This window comes from Mycobacterium sp. 5-140-3-2 (assembly GCF_035666375.1).
GTDB classification, from domain to species: Bacteria; Actinomycetota; Actinomycetes; order Mycobacteriales; family Mycobacteriaceae; genus Mycobacterium; species Mycobacterium intracellulare.
The window spans coordinates 1,633,563-1,658,002 of record NZ_CP142025.1; the positions used below are offsets into that span (position 1 = coordinate 1,633,563).

General features: G+C 67.0%; 9 protein-coding genes. 2 read left to right on the forward strand and 7 right to left on the reverse strand.

Annotated elements, in window-relative coordinates; all coding sequences use genetic code 11:
* Nucleotides 1-3: 3 nt before the first annotated feature.
* Nucleotides 4-837, forward strand: coding sequence for a DegV family protein (locus P6281_RS07875; RefSeq protein WP_014711134.1), 834 nt, complete (start codon nt 4-6; stop codon nt 835-837).
* 51 nt (nt 838-888) lie between these two features.
* Here the strand turns inward: P6281_RS07875 and P6281_RS07880 are convergent, their stop codons facing one another.
* The 7 genes from P6281_RS07880 to P6281_RS07910 form a co-directional block, all read right to left on the reverse strand.
* Nucleotides 889-3,801: an MMPL/RND family transporter gene (locus tag P6281_RS07880; RefSeq protein WP_009953589.1), complete on the reverse strand. Its 2,913-nt coding sequence runs from the start codon at nt 3,799-3,801 to the stop codon at nt 889-891.
* Complete coding sequence (locus P6281_RS07885; protein WP_172417500.1) at nt 3,798-4,262, reverse strand: MmpS family transport accessory protein; 465 nt, start codon at nt 4,260-4,262, stop codon at nt 3,798-3,800. Before P6281_RS07885 ends, P6281_RS07880 begins: the two co-directional genes overlap by 4 nt.
* Before the next feature lie 164 nt (nt 4,263-4,426).
* Nucleotides 4,427-5,485: an NAD(P)H-dependent amine dehydrogenase family protein gene (locus P6281_RS07890; protein WP_009953591.1), complete on the reverse strand. Its 1,059-nt coding sequence runs from the start codon at nt 5,483-5,485 to the stop codon at nt 4,427-4,429.
* Between the two features lie 82 nt (nt 5,486-5,567).
* On the reverse strand, nt 5,568-7,334 hold the full coding sequence (locus P6281_RS07895; RefSeq protein WP_009953592.1) for an AMP-binding protein: 1,767 nt from the start codon (nt 7,332-7,334) through the stop codon (nt 5,568-5,570).
* Nucleotides 7,335-7,342: 8 nt separating this feature from the next.
* A complete protein-coding gene (gene pe / locus P6281_RS07900; protein WP_009953593.1) occupies nt 7,343-8,470 on the reverse strand; it encodes an acyltransferase PE in 1,128 nt (375 codons plus the stop codon).
* Nucleotides 8,471-8,527: 57 nt separating this feature from the next.
* Nucleotides 8,528-11,536, reverse strand: coding sequence for an MMPL/RND family transporter (locus P6281_RS07905; protein WP_324738694.1), 3,009 nt, complete (start codon nt 11,534-11,536; stop codon nt 8,528-8,530).
* A 97-nt stretch (nt 11,537-11,633) separates the two neighbouring features.
* Complete coding sequence (locus P6281_RS07910; protein WP_014384183.1) at nt 11,634-13,055, reverse strand: condensation domain-containing protein; 1,422 nt, start codon at nt 13,053-13,055, stop codon at nt 11,634-11,636.
* A gap of 320 nt (nt 13,056-13,375) precedes the next feature.
* On the opposite strand from P6281_RS07910, the gene P6281_RS07915 reads away from it, so the two are divergent.
* Nucleotides 13,376-24,400: a type I polyketide synthase gene (locus P6281_RS07915; RefSeq protein ID WP_014379696.1), complete on the forward strand. Its 11,025-nt coding sequence runs from the start codon at nt 13,376-13,378 to the stop codon at nt 24,398-24,400.
* Nucleotides 24,401-24,440: the final 40 nt, after the last annotated feature.

The following is a 24,440-nucleotide window of genomic DNA, read 5'->3' on the forward strand; positions in this document are numbered from 1 at the left end:
CTCGTGACTGTCGTGGTGGTGACCGACTCGTCGGCCCGTCTGCCGGCCGACCTGCTCGACAAGTGGGGGATACGTGTTGTGCCCCTGCACATCCTGCTCGACGGCACCGACCTGCGTGACGGCGTGGACGACATTCCGGGTGACATCCACAAGCTGGCGGCGACCACCGCGGCGGCGACCCCGGCCGAACTCGCCGACGCGTACCAACAGGCGCTGGCCGACAGCGGCGCCGATGGTGTGGTGGCCGTGCACATTTCGTCGGCGCTGTCGGGAACCTGCCGGGCCGCCGAGCGCACCGCGGCCGACCTGGATCCCAACGTGCGGGTCATCGACTCCAAATCGGCGGCGATGGGCACCGGATTCGTTGCCCTGGCCGCCGCCCGGGCGGCGGCCACGGGCGGTGACCTGAACACCGTCGCGGATGCTGCCCGCGAGGCCGTGGCCCGCGGACACGCCTTCATCGTGGTGCACCGGCTGGACAACCTGCGCCGCAGCGGCCGCATCGGGGGCGCCAAGGCCTGGCTGGGCACCGCGTTGGCGCTCAAACCGTTGTTGCGTATCGATGACGGGAAACTCGTTCTGGCCCAACGGGTCCGGACTATCAGTCACGCGACGGAGGCGATGATCGACCGGGTCTGCCAGGTCGTCGGCGACGGCACCGCAGCCCTGGCGGTGCACCACGTCAACAACCCGGACGGCGCCACCGAGGTGGCGACGGCGCTGGGCAAGCGGCTACCGGCGTGTGAGCCCGCGATCGTCACCGAGCTGGGACCGGTGCTGGCGCTGCACGTCGGCGCGGGCGCGGTCGCGGTGAGCGTGGCGCTCGCCGAAGCTTAGTGGCGATCGCAAGCGCGGCGTAGCCGGGCGCTGCGGGTCGCCACCATCGGCCTAGGCGCTGACCGGCCGTCGCGCGTTGTCGCCGCGCGGGTGAACAACCTGCGGCCACCAGAACCACCGCCCGAGCAGGGTAGCGATCGACGGCATCAGCAGTGTGCGCACGATCAGCGTGTCGAGCAGCAGACCGATGCAGACCGTCGACCCGAACTGACCGAGCACGCGCAGATCGCTCCCCAGCATGGACGCCATGGTGAACGCGAACACCAGACCCGCGGCCGTCACCACCCCACCGGTCCCGGCCATCGACCGAATGATCCCGGTCTTGAGGCCGTGATGGATCTCTTCCCTGAACCGGGACACCAGCAGCAGGTTGTAGTCGGATCCCACGGCCAACAGGATGATGACCGCCAGCGCCATCACGATCCAGTGGATATTGATGCCGAACAAATCCTGCCAAATCAGCACGGACAGACCGAAAGACGCCGCGATCGAGCTGGCAGCGGTGCCGACGATGACCAGCGCGGCCACCACGCTTCGGGTCAGCAGCAGCATGATCATGAAGATCAGCGTCAGTGACGCGATGACGGCGATCATCAGGTCGTACTTCTCACCGTCAGCCATGTCCTTGAACGTCGCGGCGGTTCCGCCGAGATACACCTTGGCGTCGGCCAGCGAGGATTGCTTCAGCGCCTCCTGCGCGGCGGTGCGTTCGGCCGCCACCCGTTCGATTCCCTCCGGCGTCATCGGATCGTCCTGGTGGGTGATGAAGAATCGCGCCGACTTACCGTCCGGCGACAAGAACATGCGCAGACCCGTCTGGAAGTCGGGGTTGTCAAAGGCTTCTGGTGGCAGGTAGAAGAAGTCGTCGTTCTTCGACTGATCAAAGCTCTGACCCATGACGATCCCGGTGTTGCTCATCGCCTCCATCTGGTCGATCATCGCCTTGAACGTCTGATAGAGCGTCAGCGTGATGCCTCTGGTCGTTTTCAAAGTGGCGATCAGCGTGGGAAACAGCTCGGTCAGGTCGCGTGACGCTTTGGCGGTGTGCGTGATGTCGGTCGTCAAATAGTGGAACTGCTCGGCCAATTGGTCGAACCCGTCGAACGTGTCGAACAAAGATCGCAGCCCGATGCACACGGGAATGTCGTAGCAGTGCTTCTCCCAGTAGAAGTACGTGCGGACCGGCCGGAACGTGTCGTCGAAATCGGCGATGTGGTCGCGCAGGCTGTCGGTGATCTGCGACGTCACCTGCGTGGTCTTGGCGCTGTCGTCGGCGGCGTTGGCCAAATCGAGCGACACCTCGTACTGGCGCTGCGTGGTGTCGATTTGGGTCTGCAAGTCATCAGCCATTTTGAGGATGTCGTTCATGCGCTCCTTGAGAAAGCCCATGTTCTGCATCGTCGTCTGGCTCTGGACGCTGTTCTGGAACGGAATCGAGCTGTGCTGAATCGGGATGCCCAGCGGCCTGGTGATGTCCTGAACCATGGCGATGCCGAGCGTGCGCATCTCGTTTTTCGCCACCCGGTCCAATACCAGCATGTCGGCCGGGTTTCGCATGTCATGGTTGGATTCGACCATCAACAAGTCGGGGTTCATCCGGGCCTCGGAGAAGTGCCGATTCGCGGCTTCTTGCCCTTGATTGGCGGGGGCTGACAACGGCAGGTAGTGACGGTCGTTGTAGCTGGGCTTGAAGCCCGGCAGTGCCACCATGCCGACCAGGACGATGGCGGCGCTGACGGCCAAAATCGGTGCGGGCCAACGCACTACCGCGGTGCCCACCCGGCGCCACAGTCGCCCTCGCTTCGCCTGCCTTTCGAAGAAGTGGAAGCGACTGCCGACGAAGACGACCGCGGGGCCGAGGGAAAGCCCGGCGAGCACCACGACCAGCATGCCGATCGCCACCGGCGCGCCCATGGTGTTGAACCAGGGCAGGCGGGTAAAACTCAGGCAGTAGGTCGCTCCCGCGATCGTCAGTCCGGAGCCCAGGACGACCGGGGCGACGCCCTTGAATGTGGTGTAGTAAGCCGTTTCTCGGTCCTCACCGGCGGCCAACGCTTCTTGATATCGCCCGACGAGGAAGATGCCGTAGTCAGTTCCCGCGGCGATCGCCAGCATGGTGAGGATGTTGGCGGCGAACGTGGTGAGCCCGAATGCGTTGTTATAGGCCAGAACCGCGACGACGCCCCGCGCACACGCCAGCGCCACGAAGGTCATGAAAAGCTGGATCAGCGTCGTGACGATCGACCGGTAGACCAGCAGCAGCATGATCGCGATCGCGCCCAGAGTGAACAGCGTGATCTTGGCCAGGCTGGCGTTACCGATGATGTGCATGTCGTCGGATAGCGCCGCGGGGCCGGTGACATAGGCCTTCACGCCGGGTGGCGCCTTGTTCTCATCGATCACCTTGCGGACGGCGTCCACGGAGTCGTTGGCCTGCGTGGTGCCCTGATTACCGGCGAGGTTCACCTGCACGTACGCGCCCTTGGCGTCGGCGCTCTGCGCTCCCGCAGCGGTCAGGCGGTCGCCCCAGAAGTCCTGGATGTGCTGGATGTGCGCGGGATCCTTGCGCAGGTCTCGGATCAGCTTGTCGTAGTACTTGTGCGCGTCCGGGCCCAGCGGCTGCTGACCCTCCAGGACGATCATCACGGTGCTGTTCGAGTTGAATTCGTGGAAGTTACTGCCCAGCCGCATCATCGCCTTCATCGACGGCGCGTCCAGGGGAGTCATCGGCGCCGAATGCGCCTCGCCGACCACTTCCAGGGAGGGGACCAGGACGTTCACCAAGACGGTGATCACTAACCAGCCCAGGATGATCGGGATCGCAAAGATGCGGATCGCGTGGGGGAGGTAGGGGCGGTGGCCGCGCTCGGCCTTCGACAGGCCGCGAGTGCTGATCGGGCCGGTGGCTGCGTCGTCTTCGGCGCTTCTGGCGCCGGAATCGGTCTCGTTGTTCACATTGCTCATGCGGACTTCACCAGGCAGAAGGTCTGGGCGTTATGGCCGTCGGAGTTCTGGTTGTCGCGGACGACGCCGTCCACGGTGATCTTGCAGTTGATCGTGGGGCCGTTGCTTTGCGCCATGATGTTGGCGCTCACCGAGGGCAACGTGGTCGAGATCGTCGTCGACCACGGCAGCGGCGCGTTGTCGACCTGATGCGTGTTGGCGTTCTCGTCCCAATAGTTGATGTTTGCCGTGGTGCCCGGGGCGCCGGAAATCTCGTAGACGACGACCTTCGGGTTGAACTGCACGATTTCGATCCCCTTGCCGGCGTTCGCGTTGAGATCTTCCGAGCCGAAGAGCTTGTGCAGCCGTGACACCACGAGTGCAGACAAAGCCAAAACGACCACCAGCAGCAGCGGGATCCACGCCTTTTGCAGCACGCGGGTCAAGACACCGGGGCGAGGACTTGATTTCGGATCAGCCATCACCCGACCGCCTTTCGCCCACCGCTTCGGGCCTCGCCGCAAAGCTCACCAACCATCGCCGACGACATCGATGTCAACGGAAAATTTGCTCAGCTAGGCATCCTAACCATAGTGCACGCAAGCGTTCCTCCTGGGGCGGCCGGCTGTGGCGAACGGCATAGGCCCTATCGGGCGAGCCGGCCGGTGACCGGCGGCAAATCCGCCAGCGTCACGATGCCCGGCCTGGCCGCCACCACCGCCGGGACGGCGTTGGTCACCGGCATCGCGGTGTAGATCATTCCCAATCCCATGAACCCGGGCTCCGTCCAGTCCTTGGGCGGCAGGCAGTGCAGAACCGTGCGCATGTTGGGCAGGCCGAACACCTGAATGACGTGCCCGTGCTCGAGTGGTTTGGGCGGGACGACATGGTTGCCCATGGTCCAGTTGAACCCGACGCTGACGACGTTGCGATCGCCGACCCAGCCGCGGTGGTAGCCGTAGACGCTGCCGACGGTTCCGGCGGGAATCTTCATGAACCCCAGATCCGAGTCGCCGGTCGCCGCGGTGAACGTGACGTCGAAGGTCATCTTGTCCAGCTTCGCGCCGATCTCGTCGGCCATCATCGCGGCCGACTCGGCGAAGACCTCGCTCTCCCGGCGCACACTGTCGGCCAGCCCCGGGGTGTCGGGGTCTTGCGAGAACCCCATGGCGGTTTGGGTTTCGGCCGATTCGTAGGTCGAGCAGTCCACCGACTCGGTGATGCGAATCTCGTCGACGCGCTCGCACGAGGCGGACAGCACCATGCCGACCATGTTGGTCATGCCCGGGTGCGCGCCGCTGCCGAAGATCGTCGAATTGCCGCGTCGGCAGGCGTCTTCGATTCGCTTGCGGTCCTGCGGCGTCTGCTTGCCGCCGGTGATCCAGGCCGCGCTGGTGCACACGTTGACCCCCGATTCCAGCAGCCGCACCAGCTCGTCGATGTCGGGCCACAACGGGTTGTAGCAACACGCGTCGGCGCCCAGGGCGATCAGCGCGTCGATGTCGTTGGTGGCCTGCACCCCGGTCGGCTCCGGCCAGCCCGCCAATTCGGCGGCGTCGACCCCGACCTTCTCCTCGCCGTGGGCGTACACGCCGACGAGTTCCATGTCGGGCCGCCCGATGATGGCGTGCAGCGAGCGCCGCCCGATGTTCCCGGTCGTCCACTGGATGACGCGTAGGGGACGGTCAGTGCTGGTTGCGCTCATCGTGGCTCCTTTGCCGCTGCGGGGGTGGAACCATTATGCGAAGCGCGCTACCGGCCGGCGCGCGCGCGTCCACCGGGCGGGCTCAGGCGTCCAAACGGGCGAATTGGTGTTGGCTGTACTGCTCCACGCAGGCGGCGCGCCGGATCTTGCCACTTGTCGTGGTCGGAATGGACCCGGGCGGTACCAGGACGAGGTCCCCGACATTCACGCCGTGGTTATTGGAAATCGCCGAGGTGACGTCGGTTTTGATGGAGGTGAGCCAGTGCCTGACGTCGTGGGTCTCCCCGCTGGAATCGCCACGCTTCTTCAGCTCGATGACCGTGACCAGCTTCTCGGTGCTGTTCACCGGCACCGAGATCGCCGCGACCCGACCACCCGTGATCTCTTGGACCGTCGCCTCGATGTCCTCGGGATAGTGGTTGCGCCCGCGGATGATCAGCAGGTCCTTCATGCGGCCGACAATGAACAGCTCGCCGGAGTGGATGAAACCCAGGTCGCCGGTCCTCAGCCAGGGACCGTCGGGCGTCCCCGGTGACGGGTCGACGAGCGTGGCGCCGAAGCATCGCTGCTCGGCCGGCGTTTTGCGCCAGTATCCGTCGGCGACGTTCTCGCCATGCACCCAGATCTCGCCGACCGCGTCGGGCGGGCATTCGCGGCTCGTCTCGCTGTCGACGATCCGGAGCATGGGCGACTGCGGCACCCGGTACTTGACGAGCGCCGTCGCTTTCGCGGTCGCCGTTCCCCTTCCGGGTGCGCACGGCCGAACGCGGCCCGCCCCGAGCTCTTCGGCGTCGAAGTGGCCCGCCGGCGCGGATTCACTCCAGGTGCCGGTCGCCACGAAGACGGTCGCCTCGGCCAAGCCGTATGAGGGACGCATCATGTGGTCCCGGAAATTGAAGTGCGCGAACCGATCCACGAAGCGGTGCAGGGTGGCCGCCTCGACACGCTCCGCGCCGCTGATGATGCCCAGCACGTCGCCGAGGTCCAGGCCGGCCAGGTCTTTGTCGGTGGTCTTGCGGGCGGCCAGGTCGAAGGCGAAGTTGGGCGCCGACGACCAGGTGTGCGGATGTTCGGCCAGCGTTCGCATCCACCTGGCCGGCCTCTCCAAGAACGCGACCGGACTCGTCAGCTCGGCGCGGTGGCCGCTCAGGATGGGCGCGCAGACGCCCAGCACCAGACCCATGTCGTGGTAGAAGGGCAACCACGACACGATCGTGGCCTCGGTCGGAAACTTGGTTCCGAAGTCCACGAAGAAGCTGCGCATCAGCTGTTCGAAATTGGCCTCGAGGTTTCGATGCGAAATCATCACCCCGGTCGGCGTTCGGGTCGAACCCGAGCTGTACTGCAAATACGCGACGGTCGGCAAATCATCCGTCGGAACGTTTGCTTCGCCCTCGACATCGAGGTTCATCGAATCGATTTCGACGATCTTGGGGACATCGTCCATGCGTGCCCGGTCGACGTATTCGGCGACATCCTCCGCGACGTCGGACGTCGTGAGAACCACCGACGGCGACGTGTCGGCGAGGACCGCGCTGACCCGCGCATCACTGGAACCGCGATGCGGCAGCGGCAGCGGCACGGCGATGAGCCCGGCCTGCATAGACCCCAGGAACGCCGCGATGTAATCCAGGCCCTGGGGCGCCAGGATCACCGCCCTGTCGCCGACCGACCCGTGCGGGCCGAGGTCCCGTGCCACATTGAGTGTGCGGCGCGAGACTTGCGACCACGTGAGCGTCTCGCGCACACCGTCCCAGTCGTGCTGGTAGTCGGTGAACGTGTAGGCAACGTCGTGGGGCCGCAGGCTGGCGCGTCCGTGCAGCATGGCGAGGATCGACGACTGAGACATAGGCGCGCTCAGTCGGTAACTTCGCTTGCGCCGTGCGAGAACACGGACGTGGCACCGGCGAGGATCTGCGAGAGCGGGTCGGCGTCGCCGCCGAAGGTCGCCTGGTTGGCCGGCGCGGTGACCTCCGCCGGGTCGAAGCCGTGCACCGGGTCCACCTGAACCGGGGCGGTCGACGGGTCGTCGTTTCGCGAGTAGCCCGCATTCACGCGGGGAATCAGGATCGCGTCGAGCTTGTTCAGCGTGTCCTCGTCAATCCCGACGTATTTCAGCGGCATGACCAGCGGAAGGTGCTTTTCCGGAACCATGATCGTCGTGTCTTTCGCGCCCCTGGAGTTGATCGTCGTCCTGATGTTCTGCGGCGGCACCATGCTCGGGTTCGTGAAGGCCACCGCCGTGTGACCGGTGGCGAGGCCGAGCAGCGTGTTGGCGAGCGCGAACATGTTGTCCGGCCGGTCGGGGAAGTCCGCGATCGAGTCGTACGCGGCCACGAACCTGTTTGTGTCGTACTGGCTCTCATACGGCGGCGGCATGGTGTAGTCGAGCGCGGGGACGACGCTGCCGACCGGGAACATGGCGGTCAGGAAACTCTGACCGAAGGCGTGACGCCCGATCGGATCGCCGAACGTGGCGAAGTTGAGCTTGTCGGGCGGGGGAGCGGTCGGGTCGTTCGCCAGCCGAGCCTGCACGCCGTCGACCACGAACGCGCCCTCCGACAAGCCGATCGCCGTACCCGGGCGGCCGGTGCGGATCGCCGCATCGAGGTTGTCGATTCCCACGTCCACCGACTCGCCGACGCTGGGGCCGTCCGCGCCCAGCCCCGGGAACTGCTCATCGAGCTTGCCGATGCCCGGGAAGAGCCGCTCCAGCACGTGCCCCTGAACCTGGCCCGCCGGGTAACGGACGATTTCGCGCTTCTGACCGGGGAACCATTGGGCGCCCTCCTGACGGATGTACTCGTCGTAGGGGATGCCCAGAACGTGAGCGCCGCCGAGCGCGAACGCAGTCTGGTCGCCCGGGGCCCCCGGAGTCGGCGGACCGCCGATGGGCGACTCGTCGGCGGTCGCGGTATTGACGCCGAAACACCCTGTGGCACCGACGGTTACCAGCGCCGTCACTCCCGCGAGTAGTTTCTTCATCCCTACTCCTGACCGCTCGAATTCGCCTCGTAGTCTCACATACATCATGTGCAGGTGCTAACCGGGCCGCGGCTCGGCGCGTCCATCCAGTGACGGTTTTGGCGACGGCACGCCCCCCTGTGACGGCCACCAGTTCGCCCGTCCGACCAGCGCGGCGATGGCGGGAACGGTGATGGTGCGCACCAAGAAGGTGTCCAGCAATATGCCCACCCCGATCACGAAACCGCCCTGGACCACGGTGCTGATGCTGGAGAACAAAAGGCCACACATCGAGGCCGCAAAGATCAGACCCGCCGCGGTGATCACGCCGCCCGTCGAGCCCAGCGTCCGGATGATGCCGTAACGCATGCTGTGTCCAGACTCCTCGCGCATTCGCGAGACGAGCAGCATGTTGTAGTCGGCCCCCACCGCGACCAACACCACGAATGCCAGCGGGGGCACACTCCAATGCAATTGCTGGCCCAATAGATATTGAAATACCAGCACGCCGATGCCCACCGCCGACAAATACGAAATGACCACGGAAGCAACCAGATACAGCGGCGCGACAACCGCGCGCAGCAGGGCGATCAAGGTTAAAAGGACGACGATGAGCGTCACCGCGATGATGAACCGGATATCGTGCTGGTAGTAGTCACGCGTGTCCTTCAGCGCGACGGTATATCCGGCCATCGACACGGTGGCGTCCGCCAACGCGGTATTCGGCTGCGCTCCACGAGCCGCCGCGATGATCGCGTTGACCTGATCCATGGCTTCCGTGCTGAACGGATTCAGTTTGGTTTGAACCAAATACCGCACCGAGTGGCCGTCCGGCGAAATGAAGACCTTGGCCGCCTTCTGAAACTGCTCCAATTGCAGCAGCTGGGGCGGGATATTGAACCCGGCCATTGCCGGATGTGCCGCATCGCGTTTCAGTGACAACAGAAACGCCGCCGACTCGTTGAGTCCGCTACCGAGCTGCTTGAGTTGGTCGACGAGTTGAGCAACGGCGTCGGCCACCTGGCGGCTGCCACCGGCCAATCGGTTCGCGCCGTCTTGCACAGTGTTCAGATTCGTTTGCATGCCACCGGGTTTGTCCAACCCCATGGAGTGCAACACCTTGGTGAGCTTGGCCAGCGAGGCGCGCACGCGGTCGGTCGACGCCTTGAGCGTCCGTTTGTCCGGGGACTCCTGCAGTCGATGGGCCAACTCGTTGATCGCATCGAGGTCCGCTTGGTTTTGCGGGCCGACCAGTTGCTCGAACGCCCCGCGGGTGTCGCTGCACGACGGATCGGCATCGCATCGCGGGTTGCCCTGCAGCGCCGCCAGCACCGGGCCTATCCAGGCGAAGACGTTCTTGGCCGCCGAGAAGTTCCAACCCATGGAATTGCTGATCGCGTTGACATGGTCGACGAGCTGGGCCGTGAGGTCGACCTGTTTCACCAGCGCGTCGCCGCTGTACTGGTTCTTCGCCGACGCGAAGGCGCTCTCCAGTTCCTGCACACTCGCGGCGAGCTGGACGACCTGGCCTCGCACGTTGCCGAGGTTGTCGGCCAGCGTGCCCGCGCCGGCGACCAACCGGTTGAGGTCGCCTGTGTGATCTTTGATCAGGGTGGACCCGTCCGCCAGCAGGGTGCCGATGGCACCGGCCTGATACGTCGCCCGGAATTGTTCCGGCACATTGCCGGTCGGGCGCGTGATGCCGCTGACGGCAGCAACATTCGGCAGTTGGCTGACCCGGTCCGCCATCTGTTCCAGGTCCGCGAGGGCCTTGGGCGTGCGCAGGTCATGCGGCGATTGGACCAGGATGTATTGCGGAATGGACTGATTCACCGGGAAATGGCGATCCAGCGCGGCGTACCCGATGGAGCTCGGCGCCGAAGTCCGCAGGGCCTTGCGATCGTCGTAGTTGTAGCGCACCAGGCCGGCGCAGCTGGCCAGGACGATCAACACCAGCACACTGGCAATCAGATTGACCTTCGGTCGGCGCACGATGCGGATGCCCGAACGCCGCCAGAATCGTGTGGTCAGTTCGCGCCGGGGTTTGACCCAGCCGCGTCGCCCCGCAAGCACCAGGATCGCCGGCAGTAACGTCACCGCGGCGAGGAATGCCACACCGATCCCGATCGCCGCCGACGCCCCGACCGTTTTGAACACGCCCATCCGGGCGAAGCTGATGAGGAGAAACGTGATGCCGACGGTGCCGGCGGATGCGGCGATCACTTTGCCGATCGAGAACATCGCACGCTGTACCGCCTCATCGGAATTCGCACCCGACCGCAAATAGTCGTGATACCGGCTGATGAGGAAGACCGCGTAATCCGTTCCGGCGCCGGCCATTATGGCGCTGAGGAAGACGACGGACTGGTTTGAGACGCCCGACCCGGTCAGTTGGGAGTAGCCCGCTACCACCGCCTGGGCGATGACCAGGGATGTGCCGATGCTCAGCAACGGCAGCAGCATGGTGACCGCGCTACGGTAGATCATCAGCAGGACGACGAGCACCAGAACCGCGATCGCCAGCTCGATGGGCATCCGATCCCGAGCGCCGGCGACCGTGAGGTCGGCGACGGTCGCCGCGGGGCCGGTCAGGTTGACCGTCAGCGGCGTGCCGCTGACGACGCGTTGGACGATGCCGTCGATCCGGTTGAACGCGGCATACGAGCTGGGAGTGCCCAGCTCGCCCGCAACGCCGACCGGGAGCACCCAGGCCTTGTGGTCTTTGCTGGTCACGGCCGAGCGCAGGGCCGGTGTGCTGACGAAATCCTGCAGCATCAACACATCTCGCGTGTCCTGCCGCAGCGTGTCCACCAGTGTGCGGTAGGTGGCTTCGTCGGCGGGGCCCAGACCCTTGTCGTTGGTCAGGACCACCAGCAGGAGGTTTTCCGAGCCCGCCTCGTGAAACGCCTCGGTCATCTTTCGGGCCGTGACGCTCGATGGCGCGTCGCTGGGCAGGATGGCGAGCGGGTGCTTCTCGGCCATCTCGCCGAGCGATGGGAAGGTCAGCGGCAGCGCGACCGCAATCGCGACCCAGATCCCGATCACTGCCCAGGGCCACCGCACCACAAAATCGGCTAGCCGTCGCATACCGCCCTCACCCCCGGTCGGCGGCAACTCAGCCGCCCTCGACCGGGCCCGGTCAAACCACGCGATTTCGCATCACGTGCCATCGAAGTGCTCCACGCTACGCGACGCGCCCCCAGCTCCCGCTGCCGGCGACCCGCACACAGACCGACTTCATCGCTTCCATATAGCGGACAACCGATTTCCGGGCGACCGGGTTGTCGGGATGCATAATCGCCATGACCGTGCCCTCGCCGTACCGGAATATGTAAATGGTCAGCTGATGTGAATACCGGCCGTCCGGGTAGATCCCGATATTGTTTGCGAGTCCCAGGTCGGCGGCGGCAAGAATGGCGTTGAGGGGGGCGGCGCCGCCGTGAAAGAAGTTCGACACCGGAAAGTTTGGCTGCGGCCAGCTCAGCCACGGCGCCAGTTCCAACACGCGGTAGTAGGGCACCTTTGCCATGTCCAGGCTGTTATCGAAAGAAGCCTGCGCCGCCCATGCGGCGTCGCCGAAAGAGGCGGCGGCTATCGGCACGGTGATCGGAATCAAGCCGGTAAACCAACCCTGCGTCATGAAATTGTCGGTGGCTTTGCGTGAATCCCGGGGAGTGAGACCGTAATACGTCAGGGCGCCGGTGAATTCGTGCTCCACCAGGGCGAGGCAGGCGAACAGGCCCCCGACAAAGCGCGCGCCGGCCGCCGCGCAGGCCGATTCGAATCGCTCCGTCTGCGCGTCGTCCATCAACAGTTCGGACGTCATGTCGCTCCTACTGGATTCCTGCGGGTTACCCAGCGGCAGCGGAAATTCGGGAAAGCCCCCATTATTGTTCTCGGCGAAGTCAATCCACGCGCGCACCTCAGGCGAATCAAGAGTCAACGTCGACGTGTATTCGCGTTCGCGGATGCAGAAATCGTCGAAGCTGCCGGCATCGGGAAGAGTAAGGGCCTCACCGCCCCCGCTCAACGCCGTGTACATGCCGTTGGCCTCCATCATCGTGGTGCCGATCAATGTCGCGTCCCCGTGGACATGATCCATGGCCGCAAAGAACGTGAAATGGTTCTCGCTCTGGATAATTCCGAACGTGAAGCAGCCCCATTCCAGCGGATTCGGTATGGCCACCACGTGAGCATGAATTTCCTCAGCCGTCATCTCGCCGTGTTCAACCGGCGCGAATTCGATGTCGGCGGGATCGCCGATGGTGTGCCTGATGAACTCCCCGTCACCGGTGTCCTCGAACCAACTGCGGAAGGTGTCGTGCCGGCGCAGGTAGGTGTTGACGGCGTGGTTCATGGCGGCGATGTCGCACGTCCCGGCGACCTCACAGGTGGCGATGATCTGCCGTGAGAAATTCAGCCCGGCGGCCGTGCGGTCGCGGTAGTTGCGAAGGTGTTGGCCCTGCATGTAACTGACCGGCACCGAGCTGACCGGGGCTTGTCGTGCCTTTTCGGCGGCCGCGGCGGTCGGGTGCCATGAGGTGACCGAGCCCGGCGTCAGCGTCCAATCATCGAGTGAGCCGATCGTTATCTTCCCGATGCGCAAAACTTCGTCCTCCTCGGTTTGAACTGCCGCGGCACGCTGGCGTCGCGACCAAGATAACCCTCGAAGTGATCGCCGTCGCAGCCGTGCGCGGGCCACCGCCTACACTCGCTCACGGATCCGACCGGTCTTTGGCGACCGAGTTGCGGCGATCGAGTTGTGGCGATCGTGCGGCCGGGCGGGGACGCAGGGCGGCGGCCGCGCCGGCTGTCGCTGCGCAGTGCGGCGCTGCACACGCGGTGCTGGCCTAAAGGACATGATTCTCCGAGTGCAACTGGGCCCCCGCGCGGATCGATCTTGACCGGCCAAGAGAGGACAAGCGCATGGCATCCGTCGAAGGTCTGGGGGAATCGGCATCGGGTTTTGCGATCGTGGGTTATGCGGCGCGATTTCCGGGCGCCGCCGACGCGGATGAGTTCTGGGACGTCTTGCGGCACGGCCGGGATGCGATATCCGAAGTGCCGCAGGACAGGTGGGATGCCGATGAATTCTTCGACCCCGAGCCTGGTGCGCCGGGCAAGGTCGTCACCCGCCGTGCGGGCTTCGTCGACGACGTAACGGGGTTTGACGCCCCGTTCTTCGGCTTGTCGACGCGCGAGGTCAGGTTGATGGACCCGCAGCACCGGATCTTGCTGGAAACGGCGTGGCGCGCGGTCGAGCATTCGGGCTACGCACCAACGGATCTCGCTGACAGCAACACCGGTGTCTTCGTCGGTTTGGCCACGCACGACTACCTCGGAATGGCCTCCGACGAGCTGACCTATCCCGAGATCGAGGCCTACATGGCCATCGGGACGTCCAACGCCGCCGCGGCCGGGCGGATCAGCTATCGGTTGGGGCTGCAGGGTCCCTCTGTCGCCGTCGACACCGCGTGCAGCTCGTCGCTGGTGGCCATCCATCAGGCGTGCCAGGCCCTGCGCCTCGGCGAATGTGACCTCGCGCTGGCCGGCGGCGCCAACGTCCTGCTCACCCCGGCCACCATGATCACGTTCTCCAGCGCACACATGCTCGCGCCCGACGGTCGGTGCAAGACATTCGATGCGGCCGCCGACGGCTACGTGCGCGGCGAGGGATGTGGCGTCATCGTGATCAAGCGCCTCGAGGACGCGTTGCGCGACGGGGACCGGATTCGGGCGGTGATCCGCGGCAGCGCGATCAACCAGGATGGCGCTTCGGGTGGGTTGACGGTTCCGAACGGGGTTGCCCAGCAACGGGTCATCGCCGACGCGCTCAAGCGTGCCGACCTCGAGCCCCGCGATGTCGGCTACCTGGAAGCGCACGGCACCGGGACATCGCTCGGCGACCCCATCGAGGCCCAGGCCGCGGGAGCGGTGCTGGGGGCCGGGCGCGAACCCGACCAGCCCCTGCTGATGGGGTCGGTGAAGACCAACATCGGACACCTGGAAGCGGCCGCGGGCATCGCGGGCGTGATCAAGGTGATCCTGTCCCTGGAGAACGAGCTGCTGCCCCAGCACCTCCACTTTCAGAACCCGTCGCCCCACATCCCCTGGGATCGGCTGGCGGTGGAAGTCGTCAAGGAGGCCACGCCCTGGAAACGCAACGGACAACGGCGCATTGCGGGGATCAGCTCATTCGGCTTCGCCGGGACGAACGCTCACGTCATTGTCGAGGAAGCGCCCGAACAGGCGGTATCGGCCCCCGCGGTACCGGCCCCGGTCGATGCGCCCGGGGGCCGGCGGTTCAGCATCCTTCCGCTGTCGGCCCGAACGCCCGCCGCATTGATGCGGCTCGCCGATGAATACCGCGCCTGGCTGGGCGCGAACCCGGAGGCCACCCTGGCGGACGTGTGCTTTACCGCCGGGGCGGGGCGGGCGCACCTGGAGCACCGGGCCGCGTTGGTGGTCAATTCGCGCGAATCCGCCATGGAGCTGCTGGGCGCGCTCGCCGAGGAGCGCCCGGCGCCCGGTTTGTATCGCGGAGAATCCCATGACACACCGAAGACGGCGTGGCTGTTCACCGGTCAGGGCAGCCAATACCCCGGCATGGCCCGGGAGTTGTTCGACACCGAGCCGGTGTTCGCCGAGACGCTGAATCGTTGCGCCGCTGCCGTCGCCGACATTCTCGAAAAGCCGTTGCTGGACGTCGTTTTCGATGTGGACAGCCCGGACAGCGAAGCGACGCTGCAGCAGACCTCCTACGCGCAGCCGGCCTTGTTCGCCGTGGAGCTGGGCCTGGCCCGGCTGTGGCAGTCGTGGGGCTTCGAGCCCGACGTGGTGCTGGGCCACAGCGTCGGCCAGTACTCTGCGGCCTGCGTCGCGGGCGTGCTCAGCCTCGAGGACGGCGCGCTGTTGATGGCCGAACGCGGCCGTCTGTTCGGCAGCTTGCCTTCCGGTGGCCGGATGGTCGCGGTGTTCACCGCGGCCGAGCGGGTCGAGCGGCTGACCGACGAGTCTCCCAGCCTGTCGGTGGCCGCCTACAACGGCGCCAACACCGTATTGTCCGGTCCGGCAGCCGATTTGGAACGCGCGGTGGCCGCATTGTCGGCCGATGGTGTCCGGTGCGACTGGCTCGACACCAGTCACGCGTTCCACTCGGCGCTCCTGGACCCCATCCTCGACGAATTCGAGGCGTATGCGGGAGGATTCGACTTCGCTGCGCCGCAACGGATTTTGATCGACAACCGCACCGGAACCGCGCTGGGTCGCAGCGTGAAGCTCGACGGTGCCTACTGGCGCCGGCACGCGCGCCAGCCGGTGCAATTCGCCAAGAGCGTGCGCACGCTTGCCGAGATGAACTGCAAACTGCTGCTCGAGATCGGCCCGCGACCGGTCCTTACCGCCGCGGCCCTCGGCGCGTGGCCCGACCCGGCCACCGCGCCCCGGGTGATCACGTCGCTGCGGCGCAATACCGCTGACCACCGCCAGATCACCGAAGCGGTCGCCGACGCGTATGTGCTGGGCCACCTGCCCGATTTCGCCGCCTTGCGGCGGCCGCACGCGCGAAAGCTCGACCTGCCCACCTATCCGTTCGAGCGCCGTCAATACTGGTTCCGGGACGCTCGCGAGCGCCCCGAGCAACCCCGGGACACCGGCGGACCGCGAACCGAAGCCGTCCGCCTGCTCGAGGACGGCCGAATCGAGGAACTCGCCGCCCTGCTCGGCGGTGCGAGCGACGACCAGCACACCCTGCAGGTGCTCACCAAGCTTGCGGCGCAACACAATCAACAGCGCACGACCCGGTCCATCGCGGACGACCGCTACGAGATCCGCTGGGACAGGTCAACCTCTCCGCTCTCCGGTGCCGACGTGGACCAGGCAGGCAGCTGGATCGTCGTCTCCGACGATGCCGACGCGGTCCCGCCGTTGGTCGACCTGCTGGCCGCGCGCAACGAACCGCACCAAGTGGTCGGGTTGCCGGCGTCCGACGCCGACGAGGAACGGCTCGCGGAAACGTTGCGCGCTGCGGCAACCGAGGATGCGACGTTACGCATCGTGCATGTCGCGGCCCTGGAAGCCGGGGCCACACCGTCGATGCGGTCACTGTTGCGGATGCAACACCGGATCCTGGGCGGAACGCGGCGGGTCTTTCGGGCGGCGGTGGCCGCCGAACTGCGCGGCCCCATCTGGATCGTGACCCGCGGCGCGCAGCGCGTCGCCGACACGGACACGGTGGCGCCGCATCAGAGTTGCCTGTGGGGATTCGGCCGAGCCGCCTCGCTGGAACTCCCGCACGTGTGGGGCGGACTCGCGGACCTGTCAGAGGGCGGCGACAACGCGGCCGACGAATGGTCTGCGCTCGTCGACCGGATCGCCGCGCCGCACGGCTCGGCCGTCCGGGAAGACCAGCTCGCGCTGCGTGATCGGGCGGTCTACACACCCCGGTTGGCGCGGCGCTCTGCGCCGCCGAGCGGGACACCGCTGCACCTGCGCGGCGACGCAACATATCTGGTGACCGGCGGGCTGGGCGCGATCGGACTGGAGATCGCCGGCCACCTGGCCGCGAATGGCGCCCGGCATCTGGTTCTGACCAGCCGGCGCGATCCCAGCGATGCCACGCAACAGCGCATCAACGCCCTGGGCGAACAGCACGGCTGCCAAATCCGCGTCGTGGCCGCCGATGTCGCCGACGCGCACGACGTGGCACGCCTGCTGGCAAGCGTTCAGGCCGAGCTGCCACCGCTGGCCGGCATCGTGCACGCCGCGGGCGAGATCGGCACCACGCCGCTGAGCGCGCTGCAGGACGCCGAGATCGATCGCGTCTTCGCCGGCAAGGTTTGGGGCGCTTGGCATCTGAGCGAGGCGGCGGCCGACCTCGATCTCGACTTCTTCATCAGCACCTCCTCGATCGCCTCGGTGTGGGGCGGATTCGGCCAGACCGCCTACGGCGCCGCGAACGCCTTCCTCGACGCGCTGGCCTGGCGCCTGCGCGGGCAGGGCATCTTCGCCGTCAGCGTCAACTTCGGGCCGTGGTCGGCGGGCATGGCCGACGCGGAATCCCGCGCCCGACTCGATCAGCGCGGAGTCCGGACGTTGTCTCCCGCCGATGCGCTCGCGGGTCTGGCCGATGCCGTGGCCGCTGCGGCGGGGCAGGGCCTCGTGCAGGGTGTGGTGGCCCGCATCGACTGGGCCCGCTTCTTGCCGCTCTATCAGCAGGCGGGCAGGCGGGCGTTCCTGGCGGAGTTGGAACGCGAGGTGCCCGGGCTGACGAGTACGGCGGGGCCGTCCGCGATCGTCGCGGGGAAGACCCCGTTGGTGGAGCGGCTCACCGGCGCCCCGGTGCAGCAGCGCAAGAAACTTCTGACCGACTACCTGCGGGACGCGGTGGCGGAGGTGACGCGCGTCGATGCCGCGGAGATCCGGGAGGACGCAGGCTTTTTCGATCTCGGCATGGATTCGCTGATGGCCGTCGAATTGCGGCGCCGCATCGAACAGGGCGTGGGCAAGGAGATCCCGGCCACCCTGGCGATGGACCACCCACGGCTGTCCGACGTGGCCGACTACCTGCTGCGCGACGTGCTCGAACTCGGCGACCCGGGGTCGCCGAAACCGAGACCGCAGCCGGCATCGGTCGTGACGACGCGCACGGATGAACCGATCGCGATCGTCGCGGTGTCCTGCCGCTTCCCCGGCGCACCCGACCCGGAAGCGTTCTGGGAGTTGCTGTCCGACGGGGTCGATGCGATCCGCGAGGTCCCCGAGGACCGCTTCGACATCGACGAGTTCTACGACCCCGATCCGGACGCAGCGGGCAAGACCTACACGCGGTTCGGCGGCTTCCTCGACGAAATCGACGGGTTCGATCCCGAATTCTTCGGCATCTCACCCCGCGAGGCCGTCTGGATCGAGCCGCAGCAGCGGCTGATGCTCGAAACGGTGTGGGAGGGCCTCGAAAGGGCGGGGTACGCGCCGGCCGCCTTGCGCGGCAGCCCAACCGGGATTTTCGTGGGCGTGGCGGCCAACGAATATGCGCACCTGTTGTCCTCGGAGTCGATCGACAAGATCGAACCCCACTTCATCACCGGCAACGCGCTCAACGCCATCTCCGGCCGGGTCGCCTTCGCGCTGGGATTGGAAGGACCGGCGGTGGCGATCGACACCGCATGCAGCTCGGCGTTGGTCGCCGTCCACCAGGCCTGCCAGGCGCTGCATTCCGGTGACTGCGACATGGCGCTGGCCGGCGGCGTGAACGTGTTGCTGAGTCCGGTGACGGTCGTCGCGGCCTCCCGCGCGCGGATGCTTTCGCCCGTCGGGCGCTGCAAGACCTTCGACGCCTCCGCCGACGGTTACGTGCGCAGCGAGGGCTGCGGGATTCTCGTACTGAAGAGGCTGAGCGACGCGGAGCGCGATGGCGACCGGATATGCGCGGTCATCCCCGCCAGCGCGGTCAACCAGGACGGGGCGTCCAGCGGCCTGACGGTGCCCAATGGCGGTGCGCAGCAACGGCTTATCGGCTCGGTGCTGGCTCGCGCCGGCCTGACGGGCGGGGACGTCGACTATCTCGAGGCGCACGGGACGGGCACCCCGCTCGGTGATCCGATCGAGGTACAGGCGGCCGCGGCCGCCTACGGGGATGCCCGCGACGCGGACCGGCCGCTGTTGATGGGCTCGGTGAAGACCAACATCGGGCACACCGAATCGGCTTCCGGCGCAGCCGGTTTGATCAAGGTCGTGTTGTCGCTGCAGCACGAGGTCCTGCCGCAAAGCCTGCACTTCGACGAGCCGTCGCCGCACATCCCGTGGGATTCGCTGCCGGTGCGGGTCGTGGACACGGCGATGCCGTGGCGGGCCAACGGCAGACCGCGGCGCGCCGGGGTGAGTTCCTTCGGGTTCACGGGCACCAACGCGCACGTGCTGGTCGAGGAGGCGCCGGCGAGAGCCGCCTCCGCCGACCGGCACCCTGTCGACGACGACGCGACGGAGTCGACGGACCGGGCCCGGGATGGACAGCCGAGCGTGCTGGCGCTGTCCGCGCGGTCACCGGAAGCGCTGGTGGCGTTGACGCGGCGCTACCAGAAGTGGCTGACCACCCACCCGGACGCGGATCTCGCCGAGGTGTGCCTCACCGCCGGAACGGGCCGCTCGCACTTTGAACACCGCGCCGCGCTGGTCGTGGACTCGGTCGAGGGTGCGCGCGAGGCGCTGGCCGAATTGGCCGAGAACCGCCTGCGACCCGGCGTCGTGCGGGGCGAGCACACCCACCACCCGACGACGGCCTGGTTGTTCACCGGCCAGGGCAGCCAGTACCCGGGGATGGCGCGTGAATTGTTCGACACCGAGCCGGTTTTCGCCGACACCGTGACACGTTGTGCCGACGCGGTCGGCGAGATCCTGCCGCATCCGTTGCTGGAGGTGCTGTTCGCCACCGATCGCGAAACGGGAGGCGAAGCCGGAGAAAGGCTGCGGCACACGTCCTTTGCGCAGCCGGCGCTGTTCGCCGTCGAGATGGGCCTGGCCCGGCTCTGGCAGTCGTGGGGGATCCAACCCGATGTGGTGCTGGGGCACAGCGTGGGCCAGTACGCGGCGGCATGTGTGGCTGGCGTGTTCAGCCTCGAGGACGGCGCCCGGCTGATGGCCGAGCGCGGCCGGATGTTCGGCAGCCTGCCCGAAGGTGGGCGCATGGTGGCGGTGTTCGCCGACGCCAAGCACGTCGAGCAGGCCGCCGGCGAATTCCCGCGAGTGTCGGTCGGGGCATACAACGGACCCAACACCGTGCTGTCTGGGCCGGGCGAGGACCTCGAGCAGATCGTCGCCAAGTGCGGTGACGAGGGGATCCGCTGCACGTGGCTGCAGACCAGCCACGCCTTCCACTCGGAACTGTTGGATCCGGTGCTCGACGAATTCGAGTCGTACGCGGCGCAATTCCGGTTCGCCGCCCCGACGATGCCGCTGGTGTGCAACCGCACCGGCGCCGTGCTGACGACCCAGACGCCGCTGGACGCGCAGTACTGGCGTCGGCATTCCCGGCAGCCGGTGCAGTTCGCCGAAAGTGTGCGCACGGTGGCGGCCCTGGGTTGCTCGGTGCTGATGGAGATCGGGCCGCAACCCGTACTGACGGGCGCCGCGGTGCAGGTCTGGCCGGAGCACCTGTCCGCGCCGCGCGCGATCGTCTCGCTGCGCAAGGGTATTGGCGATCGGCGCCAGATCGCCGACGCGCTGGCCGCGGCCTACGTCGGCGGGCTTCGCCCCGATTTCGCTGCGCTGCAGGGTCAGCCGCGTCGCAGGCTCGAGCTGCCCACCTATCCCTTCCAGCGCCGCCGCTTCTGGCCCAAGACGTCCGGCATCGCCGTCGACGGAGGGGCCGGTTCGTCCTCGGGCATCCTCGGCAACGCGAAGGACCTCGCCTCCGGCGACTCGGTCTACACCAGCAGACTGTCCGTCAAATCGCAGCCGTGGCTGTCCGATCACGTCATCTACGGGACCGTCGTCGTCCCTGGGGCTACCTACGCGGCGATGGCCCTCGCCGCGGTCGGCGCCCCGGCGCGGGTGAAGGACGTCTTCTTCTACGAGCCGATCATCCTGCCCGAGAAGAGCTCTCGCGAGGTGCAGCTCACCCTGCACCCGCTGCAGGACGGCGGTGGGTCCACGTTCCAAGTGCACAGCCGCCCGTACGGTGAACGCGGCGCCGAATGGTCGCTGAACGCCGAGGGCACCGTCGGCACCGGCGCGGATGACGAGCCGGTATCCGAGGGTGATCCGATCGACGAAACGATCGAGCGCCTGAACCGCATGCGCCCGCAGGAATTGTTCGAGACCTTCGCCGACCTGGAGCTGGCGTGGGGGCCGACCTGGTCGGGGTCGCTGAAGTCGCTGTGGCTCGGCGAGGGTGAGGCGATCGGCGACATCCTCGTCGGCGAAGAACTCGCCGAACAACTCGGCAGCGAACCGATGCATCCGGTGCTGATGGACCTGTGCACCGGTGTCGCATTCCCGGCCTTCCCCGCGCTGCTCGCGGCCGAACAGGGCGTCAACGATCTGTTCCTGCCGCTGCGCTACGGCCAAGTGGCGTTGCGGGAGAAGATGCCTCGGCGGTTCTACTGCCACGCGAGGTGGCACAGCAGCGAGCTCAACAGCGAAACCCAGGTCTTCGACCTCGATTTCGTGGACCGGGATGGCCGTCACCTGGGCGGAATTCGCGAATTCACGGTCAAGCGCGCACCGCGCGAGGCGTTGCTGCGGGGCCTGGGTGGGGACGCCACCCGGCTGCTCTACACCCTCGGCTGGCACGAGGTGCCGCCACCGGCGAGCGAAGAAGCCGGCGAGCCCGCCGGTACCTGGCTGATCGCCGGCTTCGACGAACTGGCCGCCAAGGTCCCCGGGTGCATCCCGCTCGACCGCGCCAACGATCCGGATCCGTTGGGGCAGGTGCTGACTGAAGCCCACGAGCGCGGGTTGCCATTCTCCGGTGTCGTCTGGCGCAGCACGGCGCCGAACGGGGAAGAGACGAGCGCGGACGTCACGGCGCGCCTCGAGACCGAGATCGCCAATCTGCTCAGCGCCGTGCACACCGTGCAACGCGGGGAGGTGAAGCTGCCCGGCGGATTGTGGATCGTCACCGAGCGTGCGGTGGCCACCGAATCCGGCGAGCCCGTCGAACCGGTGCAGGCGGCGCTGTGGGGCTTCGGCCGCACCACGATCAACGAGGAACCGGCGCTGCGCGCCAAGCTCGTCGATTGCGACGGCTCACCCGAGGCCGTGCACGCGCTGGCCGCGCTGCTTGGCACCCCGGTCGACGAACCGGAACTGGCCGTGCGGCAAGGAAAGCTGCTGGCCTCGCGGTTGTTGCCGTGGGCGCGCAGCGGTCATCTCACGGTGCCACGCGGGCGCGACTTTGCCCTGGCGCCCACCGAACGCGGCGCGATCGACAACCTGCGGCTGACCGAGGCGGAGGTGCCCGCGCCGGACGAGGGCTACGTGCAGGTCCGGGTCGAGGCCGCGGGCCTCAACTTCCGCGACGTGCTCAACGTCCTCGGCCTCTACCCGGGCGATCCCGGACCGATCGGCGGCGACTTCGCCGGCGTCGTCACCCAATTGGGCGCCGGCGTCACCGGAGTCGAAGTGGGACAACGTGTCTACGGCTCCATGCAGGGCGCGTTCTCCAGCCGGTTCAATGTGCCAGCCCAGTTCCTGGCGCCGATCCCCGATGGGGTGAGCGCGGTCGAGGCGGCCACCATTCCCGCCGCGGCGCTGACGGTGCGGCTGTCCTTCGACTGGGCGCAGCTGAAACCTGGTGACAAGGTCCTCATCCACGCCGCGAGCGGCGGTGTGGGCCTGGCGGCGGTGCAAATGGCGCAGCGGTTCGGTGCCGAAGTGTTCGCCACGGCGAGCACCTTCAAGCGTGCGACGCTGCGCAAGCTCGGCGTGAAGCGCGTCTACGACTCGCGGACAACGGATTTCGCCGATCAGATCCTGGCGGACACCGGCGGTGCCGGCGTGGACGTGGTCCTCAACTCCCTGACCAGCGAGGGGTTCATCGAGGCGACGCTGAAGGCCACCGCCCAGAACGGCCGCTTCGCCGAGATCGCCAAGCGCGACATCTGGACACCCGAGCAGATGGCCGAGGCGCGTCCCGATATCGCCTACGAGATCGTGGCATTGGACACGGTGATGTTCACCGAACCCGATCGCATTCGCGACTTGCTCACCGAGGTGTCGCAAGGCTTGGCCGACGGCGAGTGGACGCCGCTGCCCGCCGAGATCTATCCCCTGACCGAGGCGAGGGCCGCGTTCCGCCGCATGCAGCAGGCGCGGCACATCGGGAAGATCGTGGTCCAGATACCGAATCCGCTGCAGCCGCGGCCCGATCGGAGCTACCTGATCACCGGCGGGCTTGGCGCGATCGGTCTGCACACAGCGTCGCATCTGGCCCAACTCGGTGCCGGAGACATCGTGCTGACCAGCCGGCGCGAGCCCGGTGCGGACGCGCAACGGCTGATCGAGGAGATCACCGAGCGCTACAAGTGCCGCGTCCACGTCTTCGCCACCGACGTCGGCGACGAGTCCGCGGTGGCGGGTCTGCTGGAGCGCATCCGGTCGGAGTTGCCGCCGCTGGCCGGTGTGGTGCACCTGGCGGGCGTGCTCGACGATGCGCTGCTGTCGCAGCAGACCGTGGAGCGATTCCGAACGACGCTGTTGCCCAAGGCGATCGGCGCCTACCACCTCGACAGGCTGACGAAGGCCGACGAGCTGGACTTCTTCATCGTGTCGTCGTCGGTGTCGAGTTTGTTCGGTTCGCCCGGCCAGTCCAACTACGCGACTGCCAACGCGCTGCTCGACGGTCTGGTCGCGCAGCGCAGGGCGCAAGGCTTGCCCGCCACGGGGGTCAACTTCGGTCCCTGGGCCCAAGGGGGCATGGCGTCTTCGGACGCCGCGACCGCCAATATCAGTGCGCAGGGCCTGATTCCGCTGGAACCGTCGGCCGCGCTCGGCGCCCTCGCCGAGGTCGTGGCGAACGGCACCGGTCAGGCCACCGTCCTCAAGGCCAACTGGCAGCGTGCCGCGAAGGTGCTGGGCAGTTCGCGTCCGCCGATCCTCGATCTGGTGTTGCCCAGTGCCGCCGGGGAGGTGACCGGTGACAGCGAGTTGCTCAAGCAGCTGATGGAGATTCCGGTGCCCCAGCGTGCCGGTTTCGTGACCGAATTCCTGCAGCGCGAGGTGCAGAACTTCCTGCGGCTCGCGTCGCCGCCCGCCGCGAGCAGCCGGTTCTTGGACCTGGGCACGGATTCGCTCATGGCCATCGAGCTCCGCAACCGGCTGCACAGCCAGTTCGGCGGCAAGTTCACCATCAACGCGACGGCGGTCTTCGACTATCCGACCATCGGGGGGCTCGCCGAATATCTCGTGGCCCAGCTGCCCGATGCGGAACCGGAACCGGTCGAGGAGGCGTCGTAACATCCGGCGCCGGCGCGCCGGCGCGAACGTGGACTTGTGG

Coding starts and splice junctions, on each gene's coding strand:
- P6281_RS07890 (WP_009953591.1), bottom strand. CDS start 5,485: ATGAGCGCAACCAGCACTGACCGTCCCCTACGCGTCATCCAGTGGACG.
- P6281_RS07895 (WP_009953592.1), bottom strand. CDS start 7,334: ATGTCTCAGTCGTCGATCCTCGCCATGCTGCACGGACGCGCCAGCCTG.
- P6281_RS07905 (WP_324738694.1), bottom strand. CDS start 11,536: ATGCGACGGCTAGCCGATTTTGTGGTGCGGTGGCCCTGGGCAGTGATC.
- pe (WP_009953593.1), bottom strand. CDS start 8,470: ATGAAGAAACTACTCGCGGGAGTGACGGCGCTGGTAACCGTCGGTGCC.
- P6281_RS07915 (WP_014379696.1), top strand. CDS start 13,376: ATGGCATCCGTCGAAGGTCTGGGGGAATCGGCATCGGGTTTTGCGATC.
- P6281_RS07880 (WP_009953589.1), bottom strand. CDS start 3,801: ATGAGCAATGTGAACAACGAGACCGATTCCGGCGCCAGAAGCGCCGAA.
- P6281_RS07885 (WP_172417500.1), bottom strand. CDS start 4,262: ATGGCTGATCCGAAATCAAGTCCTCGCCCCGGTGTCTTGACCCGCGTG.